The organism is Noviherbaspirillum agri (genome assembly GCF_054780595.1).
Genome location: NZ_BAAGWA010000003.1, coordinates 120,360 through 141,868, shown reverse-complemented (window position 1 = coordinate 141,868; position 21,509 = coordinate 120,360). Strand labels below are relative to the sequence as shown.

Annotated in this window: 15 protein-coding genes and 1 pseudogene; 11 read left to right on the top strand and 5 right to left on the bottom strand. The window is 60.4% G+C overall.

The genetic code is table 11. The annotated features are described in order from the left end of the window. Positions 1-40: 40 nt before the first annotated feature. The gene (locus tag ACYVIA_RS06215; protein ID WP_460838988.1) at positions 41-1,315 is read left to right on the top strand and encodes a GGDEF domain-containing protein; all 1,275 of its coding nucleotides are present in this window, start codon (positions 41-43) and stop codon (positions 1,313-1,315) included. 36 nt (positions 1,316-1,351) lie between these two features. On the opposite strand, the gene ACYVIA_RS06210 is transcribed toward ACYVIA_RS06215, so the two are convergent. Continuing rightward, entirely contained in the window at positions 1,352-1,840 is a 489-nt protein-coding gene (locus ACYVIA_RS06210) for an SET domain-containing protein (protein WP_460838986.1), read from the bottom strand. Between the two features lie 184 nt (positions 1,841-2,024). Here ACYVIA_RS06210 and ACYVIA_RS06205 point away from each other — a divergent pair, with 184 nt between their 5' ends. The 4 genes from ACYVIA_RS06205 to ACYVIA_RS06190 all read left to right on the top strand — a co-directional run bounded on the left by ACYVIA_RS06205 (position 2,025) and on the right by ACYVIA_RS06190 (position 9,866). Next, the gene (locus ACYVIA_RS06205) at positions 2,025-4,394 is read left to right on the top strand and encodes an AsmA family protein (RefSeq protein WP_460838983.1); all 2,370 of its coding nucleotides are present in this window, start codon (positions 2,025-2,027) and stop codon (positions 4,392-4,394) included. 444 nt (positions 4,395-4,838) lie between these two features. Continuing rightward, complete coding sequence (locus tag ACYVIA_RS06200) at positions 4,839-6,761, top strand: PrkA family serine protein kinase (RefSeq protein WP_460838980.1); 1,923 nt, start codon at positions 4,839-4,841, stop codon at positions 6,759-6,761. A 241-nt stretch (positions 6,762-7,002) separates the two neighbouring features. Then, the gene (locus tag ACYVIA_RS06195) at positions 7,003-8,268 is read left to right on the top strand and encodes a YeaH/YhbH family protein (protein WP_460838978.1); all 1,266 of its coding nucleotides are present in this window, start codon (positions 7,003-7,005) and stop codon (positions 8,266-8,268) included. Further along, positions 8,265-9,866, top strand: a complete 1,602-nt coding sequence (locus tag ACYVIA_RS06190) for a SpoVR family protein (protein WP_460838975.1) — start codon at positions 8,265-8,267, stop codon at positions 9,864-9,866. The genes ACYVIA_RS06195 and ACYVIA_RS06190 overlap by 4 nt, the downstream gene beginning before the upstream one ends. Before the next feature lie 66 nt (positions 9,867-9,932). Here the strand turns inward: ACYVIA_RS06190 and ACYVIA_RS06185 are convergent, their stop codons facing one another. After that, entirely contained in the window at positions 9,933-10,172 is a 240-nt protein-coding gene (locus tag ACYVIA_RS06185; RefSeq protein ID WP_460838973.1) for a hypothetical protein, read from the bottom strand. A 284-nt stretch (positions 10,173-10,456) separates the two neighbouring features. After that, positions 10,457-10,783: pseudogene (locus ACYVIA_RS06180) on the bottom strand (hypothetical protein); the annotation flags it as partial. A 25-nt stretch (positions 10,784-10,808) separates the two neighbouring features. On the opposite strand from ACYVIA_RS06180, the gene ACYVIA_RS06175 reads away from it, so the two are divergent. The 5 genes from ACYVIA_RS06175 (at position 10,809) to ACYVIA_RS06155 (ending at position 18,675) form a co-directional block, all read left to right on the top strand. Continuing rightward, a complete protein-coding gene (locus ACYVIA_RS06175; protein WP_460839713.1) occupies positions 10,809-11,450 on the top strand; it encodes a DUF4142 domain-containing protein in 642 nt (213 codons plus the stop codon). Between the two features lie 59 nt (positions 11,451-11,509). After that, a complete protein-coding gene (locus ACYVIA_RS06170; RefSeq protein ID WP_460839710.1) occupies positions 11,510-11,953 on the top strand; it encodes a PA2169 family four-helix-bundle protein in 444 nt (147 codons plus the stop codon). A 1,738-nt stretch (positions 11,954-13,691) separates the two neighbouring features. After that, a complete protein-coding gene (locus tag ACYVIA_RS06165) occupies positions 13,692-15,563 on the top strand; it encodes a YncE family protein (protein ID WP_460838970.1) in 1,872 nt (623 codons plus the stop codon). 191 nt (positions 15,564-15,754) lie between these two features. Next, on the top strand, positions 15,755-17,410 hold the full coding sequence (locus ACYVIA_RS06160; protein WP_460838968.1) for an NAD(P)/FAD-dependent oxidoreductase: 1,656 nt from the start codon (positions 15,755-15,757) through the stop codon (positions 17,408-17,410). Between the two features lie 47 nt (positions 17,411-17,457). Beyond that, positions 17,458-18,675: an MFS transporter gene (locus ACYVIA_RS06155; protein WP_460838966.1), complete on the top strand. Its 1,218-nt coding sequence runs from the start codon at positions 17,458-17,460 to the stop codon at positions 18,673-18,675. A 12-nt stretch (positions 18,676-18,687) separates the two neighbouring features. Here ACYVIA_RS06155 and ACYVIA_RS06150 read toward each other — a convergent pair whose 3' ends face one another. Further along, complete coding sequence (locus tag ACYVIA_RS06150) at positions 18,688-19,158, bottom strand: metallophosphoesterase family protein (RefSeq protein WP_460838964.1); 471 nt, start codon at positions 19,156-19,158, stop codon at positions 18,688-18,690. 392 nt (positions 19,159-19,550) lie between these two features. On the opposite strand from ACYVIA_RS06150, the gene ACYVIA_RS06145 reads away from it, so the two are divergent. Beyond that, positions 19,551-20,216 carry a class I SAM-dependent methyltransferase gene (locus tag ACYVIA_RS06145; protein ID WP_460838963.1) on the top strand — a complete coding sequence of 222 codons (666 nt, stop codon included), beginning with the start codon at positions 19,551-19,553 and terminating at the stop codon, positions 20,214-20,216. Here ACYVIA_RS06145 and ACYVIA_RS06140 read toward each other — a convergent pair. Continuing rightward, positions 20,213-21,355, bottom strand: coding sequence for a patatin-like phospholipase family protein (locus ACYVIA_RS06140; RefSeq protein WP_460838961.1), 1,143 nt, complete (start codon positions 21,353-21,355; stop codon positions 20,213-20,215). The two genes, ACYVIA_RS06145 and ACYVIA_RS06140, sit on opposite strands and share 4 nt — an antisense overlap. Positions 21,356-21,509 lie beyond the last annotated feature (154 nt).

The following is a 21,509-nucleotide window of genomic DNA, read 5'->3' as shown; positions in this document are numbered from 1 at the left end:
CTCCTGGATTTTTCTCGTCTCGGCAGTTTTTTGCATATTGATGCTGTCGGCCCTGGCCTCGCTACTGCGCCATGAAACGCCCGGGCTCAAGGAATGGATGGCGGCCAATGCCGTTGCCTTCGTTTCCTTCATCCTGTATGCATTGGGCAGGCAACTGCCGCCATGGCTGGCGTATGAGGCGGCAAACGTGACGTATGCCTTGTCCGGGGCACTGGCGCTGGCAGGATTCCGGCGCTTCTTTTCATGTCCTGTGCCGGTGGCTGCGTTGTCGGCAGGACTTACGGTGTACTCGGTCACGGTGGCGCTGTTTCACTACGCGTACGACTCCTTTGTGCTGCGCACGCTGACAGTCTCGGCGTTCCAGGTCGCGATACTGTCCGCGATGGCGCTCACGATCTTCCGCGCCCGGGAGCGCTGGCACGCACCTTACCCGTACCTGTTTACGGCGATCGCAGCCGTGCTGTACGCGGCCGCCAACGTGGTGCGGGCGGCGGTCCACATATGGCAGGCCGGCGAGGTGACATCGCTGCTGCAACCTTCCGCCTCCGGCATTGTCTTCATGTCAGCCGGCGCGTTTGTGCTGCCGCTGCTGACCTTTGGCGCCGTGATGATGGCGCACGACCGGACGCTCGCAAGCACGGGGCATCCGTCGCGGCGCGACTTCCTGACCGGGGCACTGACCAGAAAGGCGTTTGACGAACTGCTCGAGCGCGAATCGGCACGAGCCGGAACCTCGCGCAGGAAACTGGCGCTCCTGATGCTCGATGTGGATGACATGAAATCGATCAACGCCAGGTTCGGCCACGCCGTCGGCGACCAGGTGCTGATGGATATCGCGCTGGCGGCAGACAGGGCGCTTCGGCAGCGGGACAGCTTTGCCCGCATCGGCGGTACGGAGTTTGCAATACTGCTGGCCGACGCAGATCAGGATCACGCCGTCGCGACGGCACACCGCCTGCTTGCCCTGATCCGGCGTGCCCGTTCGCACCCGGACAAACCGGACTGCAGCATCAGCATTGGACTGGCCACCCTGTGCAAGCGCGAGGCACTGGCAGAAACCGTCAAGCGCGTGAAGCAGGCGCGGGAGGACGCAAGAGCGGCCGGCGGAAACCGGGTCGTGTGCGCGGCACCGGCGGGCTGTGCCCGTTCGCTGGAAAATGCCGAGAACACTCAACAAGGCGAATCGGCGCAGGCATTGGCAGCATTGGCGGAGGCGGCGTACGGGGCGTATGGGGCGCACCAGGCGCCCTCGCAAGGTGACATGCCCGCCGCGCGCGCCAGCGAGCAACTTCGATCACATATCGCCGGGCGTTGATTGCCGTCCTGCAAAAGCCGATATGGAGTCGGCCGGTCAGGCTTTCTTTTTCTTCTTCGGGGCCAGCAGCGTATGCCGGCAGTTCTGTGCCCCGCACAGGCAGGCGTAGGCCTTCTTCAAGGCGGGCGTGTGGCGCTCTTCCAGCAAGAGGCCGTAGTCGTAGTTCAGTTCTTCGCCACGTGCAATATCGCGCAGCGCATAGATGTAGACGTGGCCATCTTCTTCGCGCGCTTCACAGTTAGGGGCGCAGGAATGGTTGATCCAGCGGGCGTCGTTGCCGTTGCTGCCGCCGTCGATGATCTTGCCGCTTTCCAAGCTGAAGAAAAAGGTGTGGTAATCATCGGGTGCTTTCCGGTTTTCCCGGCGCACGGCTTCCTTCCAGGTGATGCGTTCGCCTTCGTATTCAATGATCTGCGCGCCGGCCGGAATCTTGCGTGTCGCGAACACGCCCATGCCGTGGACGCGGGAATTGCGGACTGCGAAGGCGGGACGTTCGGCGGAGATGGTGTTGCTGGACTGATTCATCGTGACGTGATTTGGGGTGTAGCAATTAATGAGGAGACAAATTCTTGCAGACATTCTTATACACGACTTTTCACGCCAGAGTTGACGCAAGCGCAAGCCCGGCGCGCTTTGCCTCCCTGTGTTGGCATCGCTACAATGAAAGCGCCCCCCTCGGCGGTGCCCGCCGATTCATTGCAGGAGCGATATGAACAAGATCATCAAATACACCCTCATCGCGATTGCGGCGCTGCTTGTCCTGCTGGTTGCCGCTGCCGCGATCATTGCCGCGACCTTCGACCCCAACGACTACAAGCCGATGGTGATCAAGCTGGTGCAGGAAAAGAAGCAGCGCACGCTAGCCATTCCCGGCGACATCAAGCTGAGTTTCTTCCCGAAGATCGGTGCCCAGCTGGGCAAGGTCAGCATTTCCGAACACAAGGGGACGGAGGAATTCGCCGCGGTGGAAAGCGCAAAAGTCTCGCTGGCGCTGATCCCGCTGCTGTCGAAGCAGCTGGTGGTCGACCGGGTGCAGGTCGAGGGCCTGCGCGCCAACATCAAGCGCTACAAGGACGGACGCACCAATTATGACGACCTGCTGGCCAAGGAGGAGCCGCAGGGAGGCGCTTCGGATGGCGGCCAGCCGATTGCCCTGGACATCGACAGCGTCCATCTCGGCAACGCGCACATCGTGTATGACGACATGCAGCAGGCGCGCAGGTTTGACATCGCCAACCTCGATCTCGACACCGGCAAGATCGCCAACGGCGTGCCCAGCAAGCTGAGCCTGGCGGCCAATGTCAAAGGCAACAGCCCGGCGATCGATGCGAAGGTCGATGTCAACACCGGTTTCACGCTGGACCTGGAAAAGAAGCACTACGTGCTCAAGGATCTGGATGCGAAGCTCAATGGTGCCGCCGTCGGCTTCACCGGCCTTGCGCTGACGCTCGACGGTGATGCCGACCTCAAGCCGGATACCCGGCAGTATGCGCTGGATGGCATCGACCTCGTTGCCACTGGCCGCCGCGACAAAGACAACATCGAGCTTCGGTTTGCGCTGCCCAAGCTGCTCATGACCGATGACAAGGTCACCGGCGGAAAACTGAGCGCCGAAGCGCGGCTCAACAATGGCGCACGCGCGGTCGCAGCCGATATCGCGATTCCCGCCTTTGAGGGCACACCGCAGGCCTTCCAGTTGCCCGCGATGGTGCTCGATGCAGCAGTCAAGGATGACAAGCTCGATGCCAAGGCGAAGGTGTCCGGTGCGCTGAACGGCGACATCGACAAGCTCTTGTTCACATCGCCGCAACTGTCGCTGACGCTGTCCGGCAAGCAGGGCGAAACAGCGCTCAACGGCTCGCTGACGACGCCCCTGTCGGCCAACCTGAAGACGCAGCTGATCGAATTATCGAAGCTCGCAGCCGACTTCACTTTGCCCAATCCCGGCGGTGGCACGCTGACGTTCAAGGCGGGCGGCAACGCCAATGTCAATCTCGACAAGGAGAGCGTCAATGCCGCGCTGAAGGGAACGCTCGACCAGAGCGCCTTCAACGCCAAACTCGGCGTGGCCGGCTTCTCGCCGATGGCGTACACCTTCGACATCGGCATCGACCAGATCGACCTGGACCGCTACAAGGCCAAGACGCCTGCGGCAGGCGGCGCGCCTGCCAAGACAGAGAGCAAACCTGCAAAGGAAGAGCCGATCGATCTGTCCGCCCTGCAAAATCTGCGCGCCACCGGCAGCCTGCGCGTCGGTGCGCTGAAGGTGGCCAACATCAAGACGCAGAATGTGCGCGTCGACATGCAGGCTGCAGGCGGCAAGCTCGACATCAGCCCGCTCGCCGCGAACCTGTACGGCGGCAGCGTCGCAGGTTCGCTGTCGGTGGCGGCTGGCAATCCGGCACGTTATGTCGTGAAGCAGAAACTCTCCGGGATCAACATCGGCCCCTTGCTGCAGGATGCGGTTGGCAAGGCGCAGATCGAAGGCCGCGGCAATGTGCAACTGGATGTGACATCGACGGGCGCGACGGTCACGCAGATCAAGAAGGGGCTGAACGGCACTGCGCGCCTGGAGCTGCACGACGGTGCCATCCGCGGCGTCAACGTCGCGCAGGTGGTCCGCAACGCCAAGGCCAGGATCGGTGAATTGCGCGGCAAGGAAACGCAGGAGACTGGTACTTCAACGGCCAACGAAAAGACCGATTTCAGCGAAATGACCGGCAGCTTCCGCATCACCAACGGTGTTGCGCGCAACGACGACCTCAATATCAAATCGCCATTGATCCGCATCGGCGGCTCCGGCGAAGTCAACCTCGGCGAAGACCGGCTCGACTATCTGGCGAAAACGACGGTGGTCTCGACCCTGAAGGGACAAGGCGGGCCGGAACTGGAGTCCTTGAAGGGACTCACCGTTCCCGTGCGCCTGACCGGGCCCTACACCGCTATCGCATGGCACGTCGATTTCGCCGGCATGGCAAGTGCGATGGCGAAGCAGAAAGTCGACGAGAAGAAGGAAGAAGTGAAAGCGAAAGTGCAGGAGAAATTGCAGGAGCGGCTGAAGGGGCTGCTCGGAAAATAGGCAGCAGAATTTCTTAATATAGCGCGTTGGTTGTGCCGCACAAGCGGCAGTGCAGCAATCTCATGAAAACGGTGGTGCGGATGAAACTGCACTACCGTTTTTTATTGCGAACTTTATTGCGTGAATGCCACGCCAGGACGATTGCGTGTCGCATTTATGCACATGGCGGCGAATGCATCATGTCGCTTTTCGGCCTTACGGGACAAGGCTGATTTGAAAAAGTTCCAAACGAAAACGGCAATCTTTGCCGAAAAGACGCAAAGAAATATAGCTTTGAATACATGAAGTGGAAAGACATTTTTTCAACGGTTTTCATGGGCGCAAAAAAGCTGAAAATTTCCTAGCGACCAGCGATATCTCTGCGTAATATGAAATTGCGGGCTGGAAACTTATCTCGGTATCCGCCATCCAATTCCCCGGAAGATTCATTCAAAGGACCAGTACATGAAAATCTTTGACAACTACGCAGCACGGTATGAGAGGACCCGGGAAGAGGAATACTCCCTGCAGGAGTATCTGGAGTTGTGCAAGCGCGACCGCCTCGCTTACGCCACCGCCGCCGAGCGCATGCTCGAAGCGATCGGCGAACCCGAGATGCTCGATACGCGCCATGATCCGCGCCTGTCGCGCATCTTTGCCAACAAGGTGATCAAGATCTATCCGGCATTCCGCGAGTTCTACGGAATGGAGGAAGTCATCGAGCAGGTAGTCTCCTATTTCCGGCATGCGGCCCAAGGCCTGGAGGAGCGCAAGCAGGTGCTGTATCTGCTCGGCCCGGTCGGTGGTGGCAAGTCATCCATCGCCGAGAAGCTCAAGGCGCTGATGGAGCATGTGCCCTTCTATGCAATCAAGGGTTCGCCGGTCAATGAATCTCCGCTCGGCCTGTTCGATGCCGATGAAGACGGCGCCATCCTCGAAGAAGACTACGGCATCCCGCGCCGCTACCTGAAGACCATCCCGAGCCCGTGGGCAGTGAAGCGGCTGCACGAGTTCAACGGCGACATCAACCAGTTCCGCGTGGTCAAGCGCTATCCGTCGGTGCTGAAACAGGTTGCCATCTCGAAGACCGAACCGGGCGACGAGAACAACCAGGACATTTCCTCGCTGGTTGGCAAGGTCGACATCCGCAAGCTGGAAGACTATTCACAGGACGACCCGGACGCGTACAGCTACTCCGGCGGGCTGTGCCTGTCCAACCAGGGCCTGATGGAATTCGTCGAGATGTTCAAGGCGCCGATCAAGGTGCTGCATCCACTGCTGACCGCGACGCAGGAAGGCAACTACAAGGGCACCGAAGGCTTCGGCGCGATCCCGTTCGATGGCGTGGTGCTGGCGCACTCGAACGAGTCGGAATGGAAGTCGTTCAAGAACAACAAGAACAACGAGGCCTTCCTCGACCGTATCTATATCGTCAAGGTACCGTACTGCCTGCGCGTGTCGGAAGAGATCAAGATCTACGACAAGCTGATCCAGAGTTCGTCACTCGGCAAGGCGCCGTGCGCGCCGGGTACGCTGAAGATGATGGCGCAGTTTGCAGTGCTGTCACGCCTGAAGGATCCGGAAAACTCCAGCATCTTCTCCAAGATGCAGGTGTATGACGGCGAGAACCTGAAGGACACCGACCCGAAAGCGAAGTCACGCCAGGAGTATGTGGACTACGCCGGCGTGGATGAAGGCATGAACGGCCTGTCGACGCGCTTCGCATACAAGATCCTGTCCAAGGTCTTCAACTTCGACAATACCGAAGTCGCGGCCAATCCGGTGCACCTGCTGTACGTGCTGGAACAGGCGATCGAGCGCGAGCAGTTCGCGCCCGAGCTGGAACAGAAGTACATGTCGTACATCAAGGAGTATCTCGCGCAGCGCTACGTCGAGTTTATCGGCAAGGAGATCCAGACGGCATACCTCGAGAGCTATTCCGAGTATGGCCAGAACATCTTCGACCGTTACGTGACCTTCGCCGACTACTGGATCCAGGACCAGGAATACCGCGACCAGGATACCGGCGAGAGCTTCGACCGCGAATCGCTGAATGCCGAGCTGGAGAAGATCGAGAAGCCCGCGGGCATTTCCAACCCGAAGGACTTCCGCAACGAGATCGTCAACTTCGTGCTGCGCGCGCGTGCGCAGAACCACGGCAAGAACCCGGCGTGGACCAGCTACGAGAAGCTGCGCACCGTGATCGAGAAGAAGATGTTCTCCAATACCGAAGAGCTGCTGCCGGTGATTTCCTTCAATGCGAAGGCCAGCGCCGACGACGCGAACAAACACCAGGAGTTTGTGTCGCGCATGGTGGCCAAGGGGTATACCGCAAAGCAGGTGCGTCTGCTGTGCGAGTGGTATCTGCGCGTGCGGAAGTCGTCGTAACCAGCCGACCTGTTCCTTCCCCCTGGCAGGGGGAGGGCTAGGGTGGGGGTTGAGTGGTTAGGCAAACGCATGCGTTTGCTCGACGTGCCGTACCCCCATCCTAACCTTCCCCCTCACAGGGGGAAGGAATCGGTAGGTGGCATTTTGTTTGTGCATGGCACTAAATGAGCTCCGCACAAGTTAGATTTGAAGTGAACAAGCTGGCAGTTACGCCAACGTAGTTTTACAAGCAGGAGGCACTTTGGCTTACCTCATCGACCGGCGTCTGCAGGGCAAGAACAAGTCTGCGGGCAATCGCGAGCGCTTCCTCAGGCGTTACAAAGGGCAGATCAAGGACGCAGTACAACGCGCCATCAAGGGCCGCTCGATCACCGAGGTCGAGAAAGGCGAGAAAGTATCAATCCCCGTCAAGGATATCAACGAACCGACATTCGGCCATACCCATGGCGGCGTGTGGGAAACCGTGCGTCCCGGTAACCGGGAGTACCAGAAGGGCGACCAGATCCAGCGGCCGAAAGGCGGCAACGGCGCCGGCAAGGGCAAGGCCGGCAACAGCGAGGAAATCACCGAGGATGATTTCACCTTCGAGCTCACGCGCGAAGAGTTCATGAACTACTTCTTCGAGGACCTCGAGCTGCCCAACCTCGTCAAGACGCAACTGACGTCGATCACGGAATTCAAGCAGCAACGCGCCGGCTATACGATCTCCGGTACGCCGACCAACATCCATGTGCTGCGCTCGATGCGCGGCGCGATCGGGCGGCGCATCGCCGTCGGCGCGAAATCGCGCAAGCGCCTGCGCGAGGCGGAAGCGGAGCTGGAAGCGCTGCAGAAAACGGCATTCGAGGACGACCACCGCATCCTCGCGCTGAAGAAGGAAATCCACCACCTGCGCACCAGGCTGAATGCGATCCCGTACATCGACCCGATCGACCTGCGCTACGCCAACCGCATCAAGGTGCCGAAGCCGTCGTCGCAGGCGGTGATGTTCTGTGTGATGGATGTGTCGGGTTCGATGGACCAGGCAAAGAAGGACGCGGCGAAGCGCTTCTTCATCCTGCTCTACCTGTTCCTCGAGCGTGCGTACGAGAAGATTGATGTGGTGTTCATCCGCCACCATACGCAGGCCACCGAAGTGACGGAGAACGATTTCTTCAACTCGCGCGAGTCGGGCGGCACCGTGGTGTCCTCTGCGCTGGTTCTGCTGGAGAAGATCATCCGTGAGCGCTACGCCAGCAGCGACTGGAATGTCTATGTCGCACAGGCATCTGACGGCGACAACTGGGACAACGATTCCATCACCTGCCGCCAGCTGCTGATTAACAAGATCATGCCGCTGGTGCAGTATTACGCTTACGTCGAAATCACCGACGGCGAGCCGCAGAACCTGTGGCACGAGTACACGCAGATTCCCGATGCCCATCCGCACTTCGCGATGCAGAAAATCGAGTCGCCGGCCGACATCTATCCGGTGTTCCGTGAACTCTTCAAGAAGCAACCGAAATGACGACCGAGCTCAAAGAACCGACGAAGACGCCTGCTGCGAAGCCGGCAACCAAGCGCGCTCCGCGCAAGAAGGCCGCGGCCAAGCCGTTCCGCCTGCCGGAGCAATCGGAGTGGACCTTCGAGCTGATCGAGCAGGTCCACGACGAGATCCGGCGCGTGGCGAACAACTTCGGACTCGACACCTATCCGAACCAGCTGGAGGTGATCACCGCCGAGCAGATGATGGATGCATATGCGTCCGTCGGCATGCCGGTGTCGTACAACCACTGGTCGTTCGGCAAGCAGTTCCTCGCGACGGAAAAGAGCTACCGGCGCGGGCACATGGGGCTGGCGTACGAGATCGTGATCAACTCCAATCCCTGCATCGCCTACCTGATGGAAGAGAACAGCCTGACGATGCAGGCGCTGGTGATTGCGCACGCGTCGTACGGCCACAACTCCTTCTTCAAGGGCAATTACCTGTTCCGCACCTGGACCGAGGCGGACGCGATCATCGACTACATGGTGTTCGCGAAGAAGTACATCGCACAGTGCGAGCAGCGCTACGGCATCGAGGAAGTGGAGCTGCTGCTCGACTCCTGCCATGCGCTGCAGAACTACGGCGTCGACCGCTACAAGCGTCCGGCTAAGCTGTCGCTGACGAAGGAACGCGAGCGCCAGGAAGAGCGCGAGCGCTACCTGCAGTCGCAGGTCAACGACCTGTGGCGCACGCTGCCGCGCCGCGAGGAGGCGGTGGCGGAAGTCAAGGCCAACCGCTTCCCGCCGGAACCGCAGGAAAACCTGCTCTACTTCATCGAAAAGCATGCGCCGCTGCTGCAGCCGTGGCAGCGCGAGATCGTGCGCATCGTGCGCAAGATTTCGCAGTACTTCTATCCGCAGCGGCAGACGCAGGTGATGAACGAGGGCTGGGCCACGTTTTGGCACTACACCATCCTCAACCAGCTGTACGACGAAGGCGTGGTCGGCAACGGATTCATGATGGAGTTCTTGCAGAGCCATACCAATGTCGTGTACCAGCCGCCGGTGACTTCCAAGTACTTCAACGGCATCAATCCGTATGCGCTGGGCTTTGCGATGTTCCGCGACATCCGCCGTATCTGCGAAGAGCCGACGGAAGAAGACAAGCGCTGGTTCCCGGACATTGCCGGCAGCGACTGGAAGAAGACGCTCGACTTTGCGATGCGCAACTTCAAGGATGAAAGCTTCATCGCGCAATACCTGTCGCCGAAGCTGATCCGGGACTTCCACTTCTTCTCGGTACTGGACGACGACAAGAAGGAGCGGCTGAGCATTTCCGCGATCCATGACGAAGCCGGCTACCGCTACCTGCGCGAGCAGCTCGCAGCGCAGTACAACCTGCACAACCGTGAGCCCAACATCCAGGTGTGGTCGGTCGACACGCATGGCCATCGCTCGCTGACCTTGCGCCATAACCAGTACCTGCGCCGCCCGCTGAACAACCAGACGGAAGAAGTATTGAAGCATGTCGCGCGTTTGTGGGGCTTCGACGTACTGCTGGAAACCGTCGATCCGGAAGGCAATGTGCTCGATACGATCGAGTGCAAGTGCGAGAAAAGGACACGCGGGAGTAGCACCTGAGAAGGGAAGGATAGGCAGGGAGATAGAAAAGGGTCTGCAGGCGACGCTGCTCAGAAAGGGGTGCGCTCAAAAGCGCGGCAGCGTTACTAGTGATCCGACCATGTTGCATGGAAGCTCGCCAGCGGAAGCTGGCAAGCATGTGCCAAAGCGATTTGCTTTGGCATTTTTTTTGCGGTTCTTCGTTTGCGTGAAGAATTTTTCTTCTTTGAACAGGCTTTCCGATGCGTGAAAGCGGCCTGTAAATTTTTCCTCTTCTCTGTAGTCTCTTCTAATTTCGCGCGCGAATTCCTGCACCTTTCCATTCAATGCAATGGAAATCCTCTTCTGGCATACACATTGCCTATCAGCCGCCTACATCCTAACGATGTATTCCGTTGGCTATTGCCATCACATTCCGGAAGGAGAATTGATATGCAACAACGAAAGACACTTCACCGTTTGCTCGGGATCGCTTCGCTGGCCATCTTGTTTGGTGCCCCGAGCGTTTATGCACAGACCCAGACCGAGTCGGCCAAGGACGCAGCCGGCATGACGCAGGAAAACAAGTCCGGCCAGGCAAGTCCGACCGGCCAGAACGAGACCTCGACCGCTACCTCCGGTACCAGTGGCACTTCCACTGGCGGCGCCGGCGTGTCGACCTCGGGCACGTCGGATTCGTCCGGCGCGTCCGGATCGTCGGGAACATCAGGAACATCGGGCACGTCGGGTTCCTCTGGGTCGTCGGATACAAGTACGTCGGGCGCAGCCGGATCGTCGGGAACATCGGGGACGTCAGGCGCCTCGGGAAGCTCGGGCGCATCGAGTTCGCCGAGCAGTTCCGGGACATCGGGCTCCTCGGATGCATCCGGCGCTTCTGGCACATCAGGAGCCACGTCCGGTGCCGCAGCAAGCGGATCTGACAGCAGCGCCAGCGGCAAGGCATTAAGTAAAGCGGATCAGAACATCATGCGTGAACTGGCACGCTCGAACATGGCCGAGATCGAGGCTGGCAAGCTGGCACAGAGCCAGTCGAAGAGCGACCAGGTGAAGTCCTATGCGCAGAAAATGGTCGACGACCATACGCAGGCGCAGCAGGAGCTGGAGCAGCTGGCGCAGTCCAAGGGAGTCACCTTGCCGACCGAGCCCGATCGCAAGCACCAGGCGATGATGAAGAAGCTGGGCGCGCTGGAAGGCGACAAATTCGACAAGCAGTACATGGCGCAGGGCGGTGTCAAGGACCATCGCGACACGCACAAGATGTTGAACCGCGCCGAGAAGCGCGCAACCGATCCGGAACTCAAGGCACTGGTGACCAAGATGCAGCCGGTCGTGGCCGACCACATGAAGATGGCGCAGGACATGAAGGGCGGTAAAGGCACGGCGACCGGTTCGTCCGGCTCTTCCGGTTCTTCCGGGGCATCGGGTTCGTCGATGGGACCGGCCGGCACCTCGAGCACGCCGGATTCTTCCGGCAGCAGCGGCGGCACCAGTGGCAGCAGCACGAGTGGTTCTACCGCTCCCGAAGCAGCCGGCCAAACCACGGGCTCCGGTACGCCGGGTTCATCCGGAACCAGTTCTTCCGATAAGGACGGCTCCGGCAAGTAATTTGGCAAGCAAGCTGCCGTACACAGGCCGGAATATCTTTGCCATTCGATGGAGCGATGATGGATAACGATGACGTGATCTCCACACTCAACGACCTGATCGAAACCAGCAAGGATGGCGAGGAAGGGTTCCGGACCTGTGCCGACGACGCCAGCGCGACCGAGCTCAAGACATTCTTCTCGCAGCGGGCGCAACGTTGCGGCGAGGCTGTCGTCGAACTGCAGGAGCTCGTGCGCGCCTACGGCGGCGATCCCCAGACCAGCGGCGGGCTCGGCGCGGCCGTGCACCGCCGCTGGATCGATGTGAAGTCGCTCATCACCGGCAAGGATGACCGGGAAGTGCTGTTGGAATGCGAGCGCGGCGAGGATTTTGCTGTGTCGAGTTACCAGCGGGCGCTGGGGAGGAATTTGCCGGCGGATGTGCGTAGTGTGGTGGAGAGGCAGTACCAGGGGGTATTGCGCAATCATGAGGATGTCAGGAAGTTGAGGGACCGGTATCGCTAGTGGCGATGCTGGTGGTCTTGCTTCTTTTCTCTTTCTTTCTTCGGAAGTGCTATGCCGCAGGTTCTCCGTGGAGGCTTGCCGGGACTGGCCCCGGCGGGCCACCTACTTTTTTGCGTCGCCAAAAAAGTAGGCAAAAAAGGCGACCCCGGTGAGCTGCCCTTCGGGTGCCCGAAAAAATGAACGGCAAGGCGGGAAGCAAAACCAACTCGCCTGCGGCTCAGACATGTTTCGCTTCTTTTTCCGCCTTGCCGCCCATTTTTTCGGCAGCTCACAGCGGAAACGACAACAGCTCCTGCATAACTTGATCGCTACAAATTAACGACGAAGCATTACTACAGCGAATATTTGTGGCTTCGCATGCCACGCGCTGCGCAATTCCCTCCCCTTCAAGGGGAGGGCTAGGGTGGGGATGGGTATTCCTCTGTATTTCCGCTCCTGACGCTGCCGACTCGAGCTTGGCTCTTTCGGGGCACCCCGTAGGGGCAGCGGCTGCGCGGTCGCACCTCGGCGGCCCCATTCTTTTGCTTACTTTTCTTGGCGAGACAAGAAAAGTGAGCGGCCGCCGGGCCGCCCCCGGCAAGCCTCCACGAAGCGGCATACGCGTTGCAGCACCCAAGAAAAGCACGCAAACAGAAATACTCCCTAGAGTAAAATACCGCCAACCAATCCCACCAAAGCCAACCGGCCCCGCAAGAACTCACCCGGCCCCCATACTCCGCCTCACAGACGTACAACTCCCTCTCGACCACCCGAATCCGACGTGCCCGCCGCCATCCTCGCGCGCTGGGGCGCACCTTGCCGGACCACGTGCGCATCGTCGTGGAGCGGCAGTACCAGGGGGGCAGAACCAGGATGGTATGAGGCGGATGAGCGACAAGTATCGCGCGTAAATCCGTGCGACCCCTCTCGCCCGCTTCTGTGGGCAGCGGAGCCAACACAGTGAACACCGGCGGCATCTGCAGTTCGACCCCATCCACTTGTCTCATGCGGCCAAGTCCGCCATGACGCCGCTCGCATGGTTTACATGAATGCGGGCGGGACCAGCGGCTTTCCGACTTTCTCCATGTGCAGGCCGCGCTATAGGGCGGCGCAAGCTCGCCGACGAGCGCAAGCAACGCAGGCGTCCGGGTAAAGAAGCCGTCCACCCTATAGGTCCACAGACGAGGCCCGGAAGAGCCAGTCCGGCAGCGGTTTGAGTAAAGGCAAAATGCTCACCATTAGTTACTGGCTAAACTGACTTTTCAGTTTTCCTGTACGGCGCCCGGGCTGAATAGAGTTCCTTTCTGGCAATGGGCCAGTACCGAAGATTTGCCCTCCATTAGGACCAGGAGGGCACGATGCGGCCGGCTCCAGCCGCGCAGGCGAAGCTGGCCAAGTGTCAGGATGCGCTTGAGGTGCGCACGCATTGAGGTGTGCACGCATCTCCTTCTTCTTCCGATCCTTGCGCGATTGTTATTCCCCGTTCCTGACCACGGCGCGTGCCACGCACATGCCGGTTAAAAGGGGCTGCAGTCGATCTTGTGCATTTGAAAGCCGTGGCCGATATCACGGCGCGAGCAGACATTCCCGACCGTCGGGGAAATCCCGAAACATCTTTAGTTCAGTGGCAATGACGTGGGAATGCAAGTTGTCTTTATTAATAAAAAATCAACAAGCATGTTTTGATTAAAAGCAGGGGGAGCAAATGTGGGTGTGGAACAGGGCGAGCAACGCGATTCGACGGAGCATAGCCTGCGGAATGTTTCTTCTGGCAGGGTGCGGCGGGGGAGGTGGCGGCACCGGAGATACCGGAACGGTGACAGTCGGTGGAGTCGCGACCGAAGGCAGTATGCCTGTCGGTGATCAAGCAGTAAACACTACGACGGGAGGCGGCACGCCAGGAGCCGGTGCCGGTGGAGCGGCTGACACTCCACCTCCAGCGGTAGCCGCTGATGTTGCAACCGAGTCGTCGCCGGTCGGTCCGCAGATTGACTTGCAGGCAGCAGGCTACCTACCCATGGTGAATGGGTCCGCTTGGACATACAGCGTTCAGGATGCCTATGGAAACGAAACCGGAACCCTGGAACGGTCGCTCGCGCAGCTGCCGTCGGACGGAACGGCGGATATCTTTGGGATCACGACGAAGGAAAACGGTAATACGCATTTCTACACCTACCGGAAAACAGCGAACGGCTTGTACTCGGACTATTCAAACATTTCCGGCTATCCACCGGGTGCGGCGCGGTTGATCGGGCAGGTCAGGGAGTACGCGTTTCCGACGTATGCCGAAGGCGAGAAGCGCGTTGTCCTGCGCGAGGGCACCTGGGACGAAGATCTGGATGGCGACGGCAAGTTCGAACGATTCCGGTTCGAGTACAGCCAGATCTACAACGGGCTGGTCAAGCTTTCGCTGCCTTGGGAGGCCGAAGCCGACACTGCAAAGTTCACCAGCACGACGCGTATTTCGGTTACCACCTCGAAGACGCCCAGTCAGGTCTACGGCTACATCTCAACCCAGGAGGAGTATGGTGCCAGGCATATCGGATGGGTCAAAGCCGTCATAAGAATCGATGATCTTTTCGGAAATGTTCTGGAGCCTGCCAGGACGTATGCGATCAAAACGGCGTTCGTGAACGGCACTCAATACGCTGTACCAGTTCCGCCCGCGCCGGCACCGGCGATCACATCCAGGCAAGTCGATCTGGCGCACAATGAACTCGTTTATGACGCGCTGCGCAATCGCTACTACGCATCGGTACCGTCATCCGTGGTCGGAAACGGCAACACCATCGCCACGATAGATCCGCACAGCGGCGCCATCGCGTATTCGCAGGCTATCGGCTCGGAACCAAAAACCTTGAGCATTTCGCCGGATGGGGAGTATCTGTATGTCGGGCTCGACGGCGCGGGCGAAGTCGTCAAGCTGTCATTGCCGAACATGTCAGTACTGGCCCGTATCAATCTGGGCGCCGACTCCTTTTATGGCACCTACTTCGCAAACAGCATCGCAGTGTCGCCTGCAGATTCGAATGTTTTTGCCGTTTCCTTAAAGAGGAAGGGCGTGAGCCCGAGCCATGCCGGCGTTATTCTTGTGAACGGCACCGTGATTGCGCCAAAGTCAACCCAAAGCCATACCGGAAGCAATCACATTGTCTTTGGGGCAGACGGTACGGTTCTTTATGGAATCAACGATGAATCGACCGAATTCGGATTGCGCCAAATGACAGTAGCGCCAGACGGGCTCACCCAGAGCATGGTTGTTTCGACCGACGGGCCGTTCGGTATTCAGAACTTCCAGTACAAGGATGGGAAGATCTATATTGCTTCCCGGCTTTATTCGGCCGCTGATCTTTCCTTGCTCGGTCAGTTTAAGCAAAACATGTCGCTTTGCCGCCCATTGCTAGATGGCGCCAGAACGGTTTGTACGCCTTCCATCGGCGACAGTACCTCGCAGATAACAGTGCACGACACCAGTACCTTCGTGACGCTATCGGCAAAGAATTCTTCGATTAGCGGGTGGGACATCAGGGACGTCGTGCCGGGGCCGGGCGGGACGATCGCAATCAGTTATGGCTTCGGTTCGTACCAGTCGTCGCCGCGACTTTACCTGCTCTCCAGCGCCGACTTCTGACGGAAGGGTATGGCAATTCCATACGGCGTTTTTGGCATATATGCCAAAAACGCCAGACTGGCCGCGGCAAACGGAAAGCTGCGGAAGCAGTGCCATTGCCGGTGTCCGGGTAGAGTAAAATACCGCGCAGCCAGCCCAGCGCTTTCCCATCTTCGGGTTGGCCCCGCACGAACCCACCCGGAACTTCCGCAATGCTTCGCCTCACCAACGTCCAACTTCCGCTCGACCATCCAGAAGCCGATCTGCCCGCCGCCATCCTCGCGCGCCTGAAAATCGCCGCAGAAGATTTGATCGCCTACACCATCTTCCGCCGCGGCTACGACGCACGCCGCCGCAGCGCGATCAATCTGGTCTACACGCTGGACGTGGAAGTAAAGGACGAGGCTGCCGTGCTGGCACAACTGAAGGGCGTGCCGCATGTGAACATCGCTCCCGATACGAGCTACAAGTTCGTCGCGCAGGCACCGACGAACACGACGGAGCGTCCGGTGATCATCGGCTTCGGTCCCTGCGGCATCTTCGCGGCACTGATCCTGGCGCAGATGGGCTTTCGCCCGATCATCCTCGAGCGCGGCAAGGTGGTGCGCGAGCGCACCAAGGACACCTGGGGCCTGTGGCGCAAGCGCGAGCTGAATCCGGAATCGAATGTGCAGTTTGGCGAGGGTGGTGCCGGCACTTTCTCCGACGGCAAGCTCCATAGCGGGATCAAGGATCCGAAGCATTACGGCCGCAAGGTGCTGACCGAATTTGTGAAGCATTACGCGCCGGAAGAGATTCTGTACGTGAGCAAGCCGCATATCGGCACCTTCCGCCTGGTGAAGATGGTGGAGGCAATGCGCGAAACCATCGAAAAGCTCGGTGGTGAATTCCGCTTCGAGGCGAAGGTCACCGACCTCGACATCGACGAGGGTCAAATCCGCGGCGTGATGCTGCAGAACGGCGAGACGATTGCAACGCGCCATGTGGTGCTCGCGGTGGGACATAGCGCGCGCGATACCTTCCAGATGCTGTACGACCGTGGCGTGTATGTCGAGGCAAAGCCGTTCTCGATCGGCTTTCGCATCGAGCATCCGCAGTCGCTGATCGACCGTGCGCGCTTCGGCAAGTTTGCCGGCCATCCGCTGCTGGGCGCCGCCGACTACAAGCTGGTGCATCACGCAAAGAACGGCCGCGCCGTGTACAGCTTCTGCATGTGCCCGGGTGGCACGGTGGTCGCGGCCACGTCGGAGCCGGGGCGCGTCGTCACCAACGGCATGAGCCAGTATTCGCGCAACGAGCGCAATGCCAACAGCGGCATCGTGGTCGGCATCACGCCGGCCGACTTTCCGACGGACCGCGGCGAGGGCCATCCGCTGGCCGGCATCGATCTGCAGCGCGCGCTGGAGTCGCATGCGTATGTGCTCGGCGGGGAGAACTATGATGCGCCGGGCCAGCTGGTCGGTGACTTCCTGAAGGGCCGGCCGTCGAAGGAACTGGGTGGCGTGCAACCTTCCTACAAACCCGGCGTACACCTGACGGACCTCGCCACGTCGCTGCCCGCATACGCCATCGAGGCGATCCGCGAAGCGCTGCCTGCATTCGACCGCCAGATCAAGGGCTATGCGATGGAAGACGCGCTGCTGACCGGCGTGGAAACACGCACCTCGTCGCCAGTGCGCATCAAGCGCCAGGACAACTTCCAGAGCATGAATGTGCGTGGCCTGTTCCCTGCAGGCGAAGGCGCGGGTTACGCAGGCGGCATTTTGTCGGCTGGTGTGGACGGCATCAAGGTGGCTGAGGCGGTTGCGCTCAGCATGGTCGGCGGCGAAGCACACGGCGGCACGCAGTCCGGGCCGCAGGACTACTGATACGGCATCGCGATCATGATCGAATCCACCTCGCGCGGGCGCCAATAATGAACCGCGTCGAGCCGTGGAAGATCGTCCGACTGCTCGCTCTTACCCAGATCATCTCCTGGGGCTCGCTCTACTATGCTTTTGCCATCGTCGCACCGGACATCCAGCGCGAGCTCGGCTGGCGCACGGAGATCGTGTTCGGCGCATTCTCCTGGAGCCTGCTGGTGGCAGGCCTCGCTTCAACGCCGGCAGGCATGCTGATCGACCGCTACGGCGGGCGCGCGGTGATGGCGGGTGGTTCGGTGCTTGCTGGCGCCGGCATGGCAGGGATTGCGCTGGCGCATTCCGTCGCCATGTACTTCCTCGCGTGGAGCGCAGTCGGCATTGCGATGGCGATGGTGCTGTACGAAGCGGCCTTTGCGACCATCAACCGCGAGTTCCTGCATAGCCCGCGCAAGGGTATTTCCGTGCTGACGCTGTTCGGCGGGCTGGCCAGCACCGTGTTCTGGCCGCTGACGCTGCAGCTCAATGGCGCGCTGGGCTGGCGCGATACTTTCCTCGTGTATGGCGTTGTTCATATCGCGCTGTGCGCACCGCTGCATGCGATGCTGGGGCGCGCACGCCAACGCGCGCCGGCAGCAAGCAGTGACGCCCGGCTCGCGCGCAGCCATACATTGCATGAGGCAATGCGCGAGCCGGCATTCTGGAAGCTCGCGTTTGCTTTTGCGGCAAACATGTTCATCTTTTCCGCGCTGTCGGTGCACCTGATTCCGCTGCTGCAGCGCTTCGGTCATTCGCTGGGGACGGCGGTGCTGGTGTCGACACTGATCGGCCCGATGCAGGTGGCGGGGCGGATCGGCGAGATGGCCTTTGCGCGACGCATGCATCCGCAGACAGTCGGCAAGCTGACGTTCGCAGTCTTGCCGGCAGCGTTGCTGGCATTGCTTGCCTATGGCGAGCGCGAATTCGCGGTGGCGGCATTCTGCATGCTGTATGGCGCAAGCAATGGTGTCCTGACCATCGTGCGCGGCACCGTGCCGCAGACGCTGTTTGGCCGGGATAACTACGGCGCCATCTCCGGTGCGCTGGCCGGTCCATCGCTGCTGGCCAAGGCGGCCGGGCCGCTGGTGGCGGCAGCGCTCGTCGAAGCCGACCCGACGCCTTCACGCCTGTTGTCGGTACTGCTCGTCGTCTCTGTTGCGTCGCTGTTCTGCTTTTTCGCTGCCGTGAAATCACGGCGTGTGTTGGCTGAAGCAGAAAGCCGGATCGGCTCTTAGACCAACGAGGAGTTAATCCACTTCCAGCGTCTGCAGGCGCGCCTTCACCATGCCGTCCCGGATCTCGAGAAAGCCGATGGAAATCGGCAGCTTGAAACGGCGCGGGCCGGCGCTGCCGGGGTTGACGTAAAGGACGCCGTTTTCCATCCTGGCGAGCGGCTTGTGCGAGTGGCCGGTCACCACGACCTTGATGCCCGCCGCGCGCGGTTCGATGTCGAGGTCATGCAGGTCATGCACGACGTAGATGCCGACACCCTGAATCTCCAGACGCTCCCTTTCTTGCAAGTTCTCCGCCCAGTGGCCGCGGTCATTGTTGCCGCGTACGGCATGGACAGGCGCGATCATTTCAAGCTCATGCAGCACATGCGGATCGCATATGTCCCCGGCATGAATGATGCAGTCCACACTACGCAACGCAATGCGTGCTTCCGGGCGCAGCAGGCCGTGGGTATCCGAGATCAGGCCGATGTGTGTGGTTTTCATGTTTGCCAAAGGAGATAAGAGCCTGTTTGAAAACTGTAGCGAGCGGTCCGAGTTTGGTTGGAGAAGCGCAGTCGTACGTGAGGTACGGCGAGCATCGCAGAGCCAAAATCGGGCTGCGCAGTAAGTTTTCAAACAGGCTCTAAGGCCGGGCGAGCGCGGCAGCACTGCCTCCGATTCGCTGCGTTGACCCGGCAGGATGCTGGAGCCAAGTTTATGCGACAAGTTCCCTGCAGGCCATCATTGCGGCGGTGCGTGGGATGATTTCAATGCCTGCGATGCATTCCGGTAACAGCTGTGCGCAACCCATGCCCGACGGCTGCCGCAGGCACGCCATGAATATGGGAAGATGGGCACCAGCCTCGCCTTCTACCCTTGCCGAACGGAGGATCCTGATGTCGAACCGCAGCTTGACCCTCGATGACACGCTCTACCAATACCTGCTCGACGTTTCGTTGCGCGAGCATCCGGTCCTGCAGGAGCTGCGTGCCGCCACGCGCGACCACCCGCTCGCACGCATGCAGATTGCGCCGGAGCAGGGGCAGTTCATGGCGATGCTTGCGCGCCTCGTCGGGGCACGGCACGCGCTTGAAATCGGTGTCTTCACCGGCTACAGCACGCTTGCCGTGGCGCTCGCCTTGCCGGAGGACGGTACCATCATCGGCTGCGATATCAGCCGCGAGTACACGGATATCGCGCGCCAATACTGGCGCAAGGCCGGCGTCGAGCAGAAAATCGACCTGCGCATCGCGCCCGCGCTTGACACGCTCGACATGCTGATTGCACGGGGGCGGGGCGGAGAATTCGACCTCGCCTTCATCGATGCCGACAAGACCGGCTACGACGTCTATTACGAGCGCTGCCTGACGCTGCTGCGTGATGGCGGCCTGGTGGTCGTCGACAACGTCCTGTGGAATGGGCGGGTCACGTTGCCCGCCGAGGATGAGGACACTGCGGCGATACAGGCGTTCAATCGCAAGCTGCTGAATGATGCGCGCATCGACCTGTCGCTGCTGCCCGTCGGCGATGGCCTGACGCTGGCCAGAAAGCGCAAGCTTTAGATCACCCGGTCCGCTTCACTCGGCACCACTTCGTGCACGAGCACGCCGGCACCTTCCGGTGCTTCACGCAGCCAGGCGGCATGGTCGATCGCCCGCATGGCGTCGCGATAGCCCTGCTCCCAGCGCCAGTCGATGGAGCCGCGGGAGAAGTTGATGTCCTTCGACGCCATCTGCCAGTCCCGTCCCGCATACGCGAGACGCACGATGTGCATGGTCGTATCCGTGCCGACCTTGTCGAGTTCGCGGCGCTCCTCTTCGCTGAGCAGGTGATCGGGCACTTTTTCACGCAGCGTGCGTACCAGGCGCCGCAGCCGGTGTCCGCGCAGGTAGGCCTCGATATGCCGTCGTGAGCGTGAGGCAAAAAGCACGTCCTTCTGACGTGTATGCACCTGTTCCAGCGTATCCGGCTCCGGCCCTTCCGCGCTCCACAGGTCCACCATGAAGCAGATCGTGTTCACGCGCGGCTCCTCGGCGAGTACGACCTCCAGCGGCGTATTTGAATACAGGCCGCCGTCCCAGTATAGCTCGCCATCAATGCGCACTGGCGGAAAGCCGGGCGGTAGCGCACCGCTCGCCATCACATGTTTGATGTCCACCCTCTGGTGCGCCGTATCGAAGTTTTCCAGCTTGCCGCAGGTGACCCTGATGGCGCTGACGGTCATGCGGATACCGCTGTGGCCGTTGAGGCAGTCGAGATCGACGAGCTGCACAAGCGTTTCCTCCAGCGCGCGGGTGTCGTAAAAGGATGCCGTTTCCGGCGGCACGGGCCAGCCGATGAAGAACGGGCTGAGCCAGCGTGGCGAATAAAATCCGGGCACGCCCTTCATCATCGAATCCGCAGTGCTCAGCATGATGTTGAACCGCCGCGTCGGGTCCGGCACCTTGCGCATGTCGATCAGGTCGCGATGCCCGACCTCGTCCCAGAATGCGCGCAGCCGCGCCAGTCGCATGTCGCGGACGTTGCCGGCAATGATTGCCGCATTGACGGCGCCGATCGAGGTGCCGACCACCCAGTCCGGCGTCAGTCCGTGTTCGTGCAAGGCCTGGTAAACACCCGCCTGGTAAGCGCCGAGCGCGCCGCCTCCCTGCAGCACTAGGGCCACGCGCGGACGGTCCTTTGCGTCAAGTTTCCTGTCCATTTGTTTGCAGTGTTGAAGGTGCGGGGCAACGCATGGGCAGTCGCCTGCAATCATGCTGCACTGCGTTGGGATGCAGTAGGCATTGGCAAAAGTGAATTGGTTCCCCGTCCCGCCGGCGTATGAATTGTCCATTTGTCTTGCCGGATTAATCAGC

Bases quoted from the DNA above. Each gene is read 5' to 3' on its own strand.
- ACYVIA_RS06215 (WP_460838988.1), top strand. From the start codon at position 41: ATGCTGTCGGCCCTGGCCTCGCTACTGCGCCATGAAACGCCCGGGCTC.
- ACYVIA_RS06210 (WP_460838986.1), bottom strand. From the start codon at position 1,840: ATGAATCAGTCCAGCAACACCATCTCCGCCGAACGTCCCGCCTTCGCA.
- ACYVIA_RS06205 (WP_460838983.1), top strand. From the start codon at position 2,025: ATGAACAAGATCATCAAATACACCCTCATCGCGATTGCGGCGCTGCTT.
- ACYVIA_RS06200 (WP_460838980.1), top strand. From the start codon at position 4,839: ATGAAAATCTTTGACAACTACGCAGCACGGTATGAGAGGACCCGGGAA.
- ACYVIA_RS06190 (WP_460838975.1), top strand. From the start codon at position 8,265: ATGACGACCGAGCTCAAAGAACCGACGAAGACGCCTGCTGCGAAGCCG.
- ACYVIA_RS06170 (WP_460839710.1), top strand. From the start codon at position 11,510: ATGGATAACGATGACGTGATCTCCACACTCAACGACCTGATCGAAACC.
- ACYVIA_RS06165 (WP_460838970.1), top strand. From the start codon at position 13,692: ATGTTTCTTCTGGCAGGGTGCGGCGGGGGAGGTGGCGGCACCGGAGAT.
- ACYVIA_RS06160 (WP_460838968.1), top strand. From the start codon at position 15,755: ATGCTTCGCCTCACCAACGTCCAACTTCCGCTCGACCATCCAGAAGCC.
- ACYVIA_RS06155 (WP_460838966.1), top strand. From the start codon at position 17,458: ATGAACCGCGTCGAGCCGTGGAAGATCGTCCGACTGCTCGCTCTTACC.
- ACYVIA_RS06150 (WP_460838964.1), bottom strand. From the start codon at position 19,158: ATGAAAACCACACACATCGGCCTGATCTCGGATACCCACGGCCTGCTG.
- ACYVIA_RS06145 (WP_460838963.1), top strand. From the start codon at position 19,551: ATGTCGAACCGCAGCTTGACCCTCGATGACACGCTCTACCAATACCTG.
- ACYVIA_RS06140 (WP_460838961.1), bottom strand. From the start codon at position 21,355: ATGGACAGGAAACTTGACGCAAAGGACCGTCCGCGCGTGGCCCTAGTG.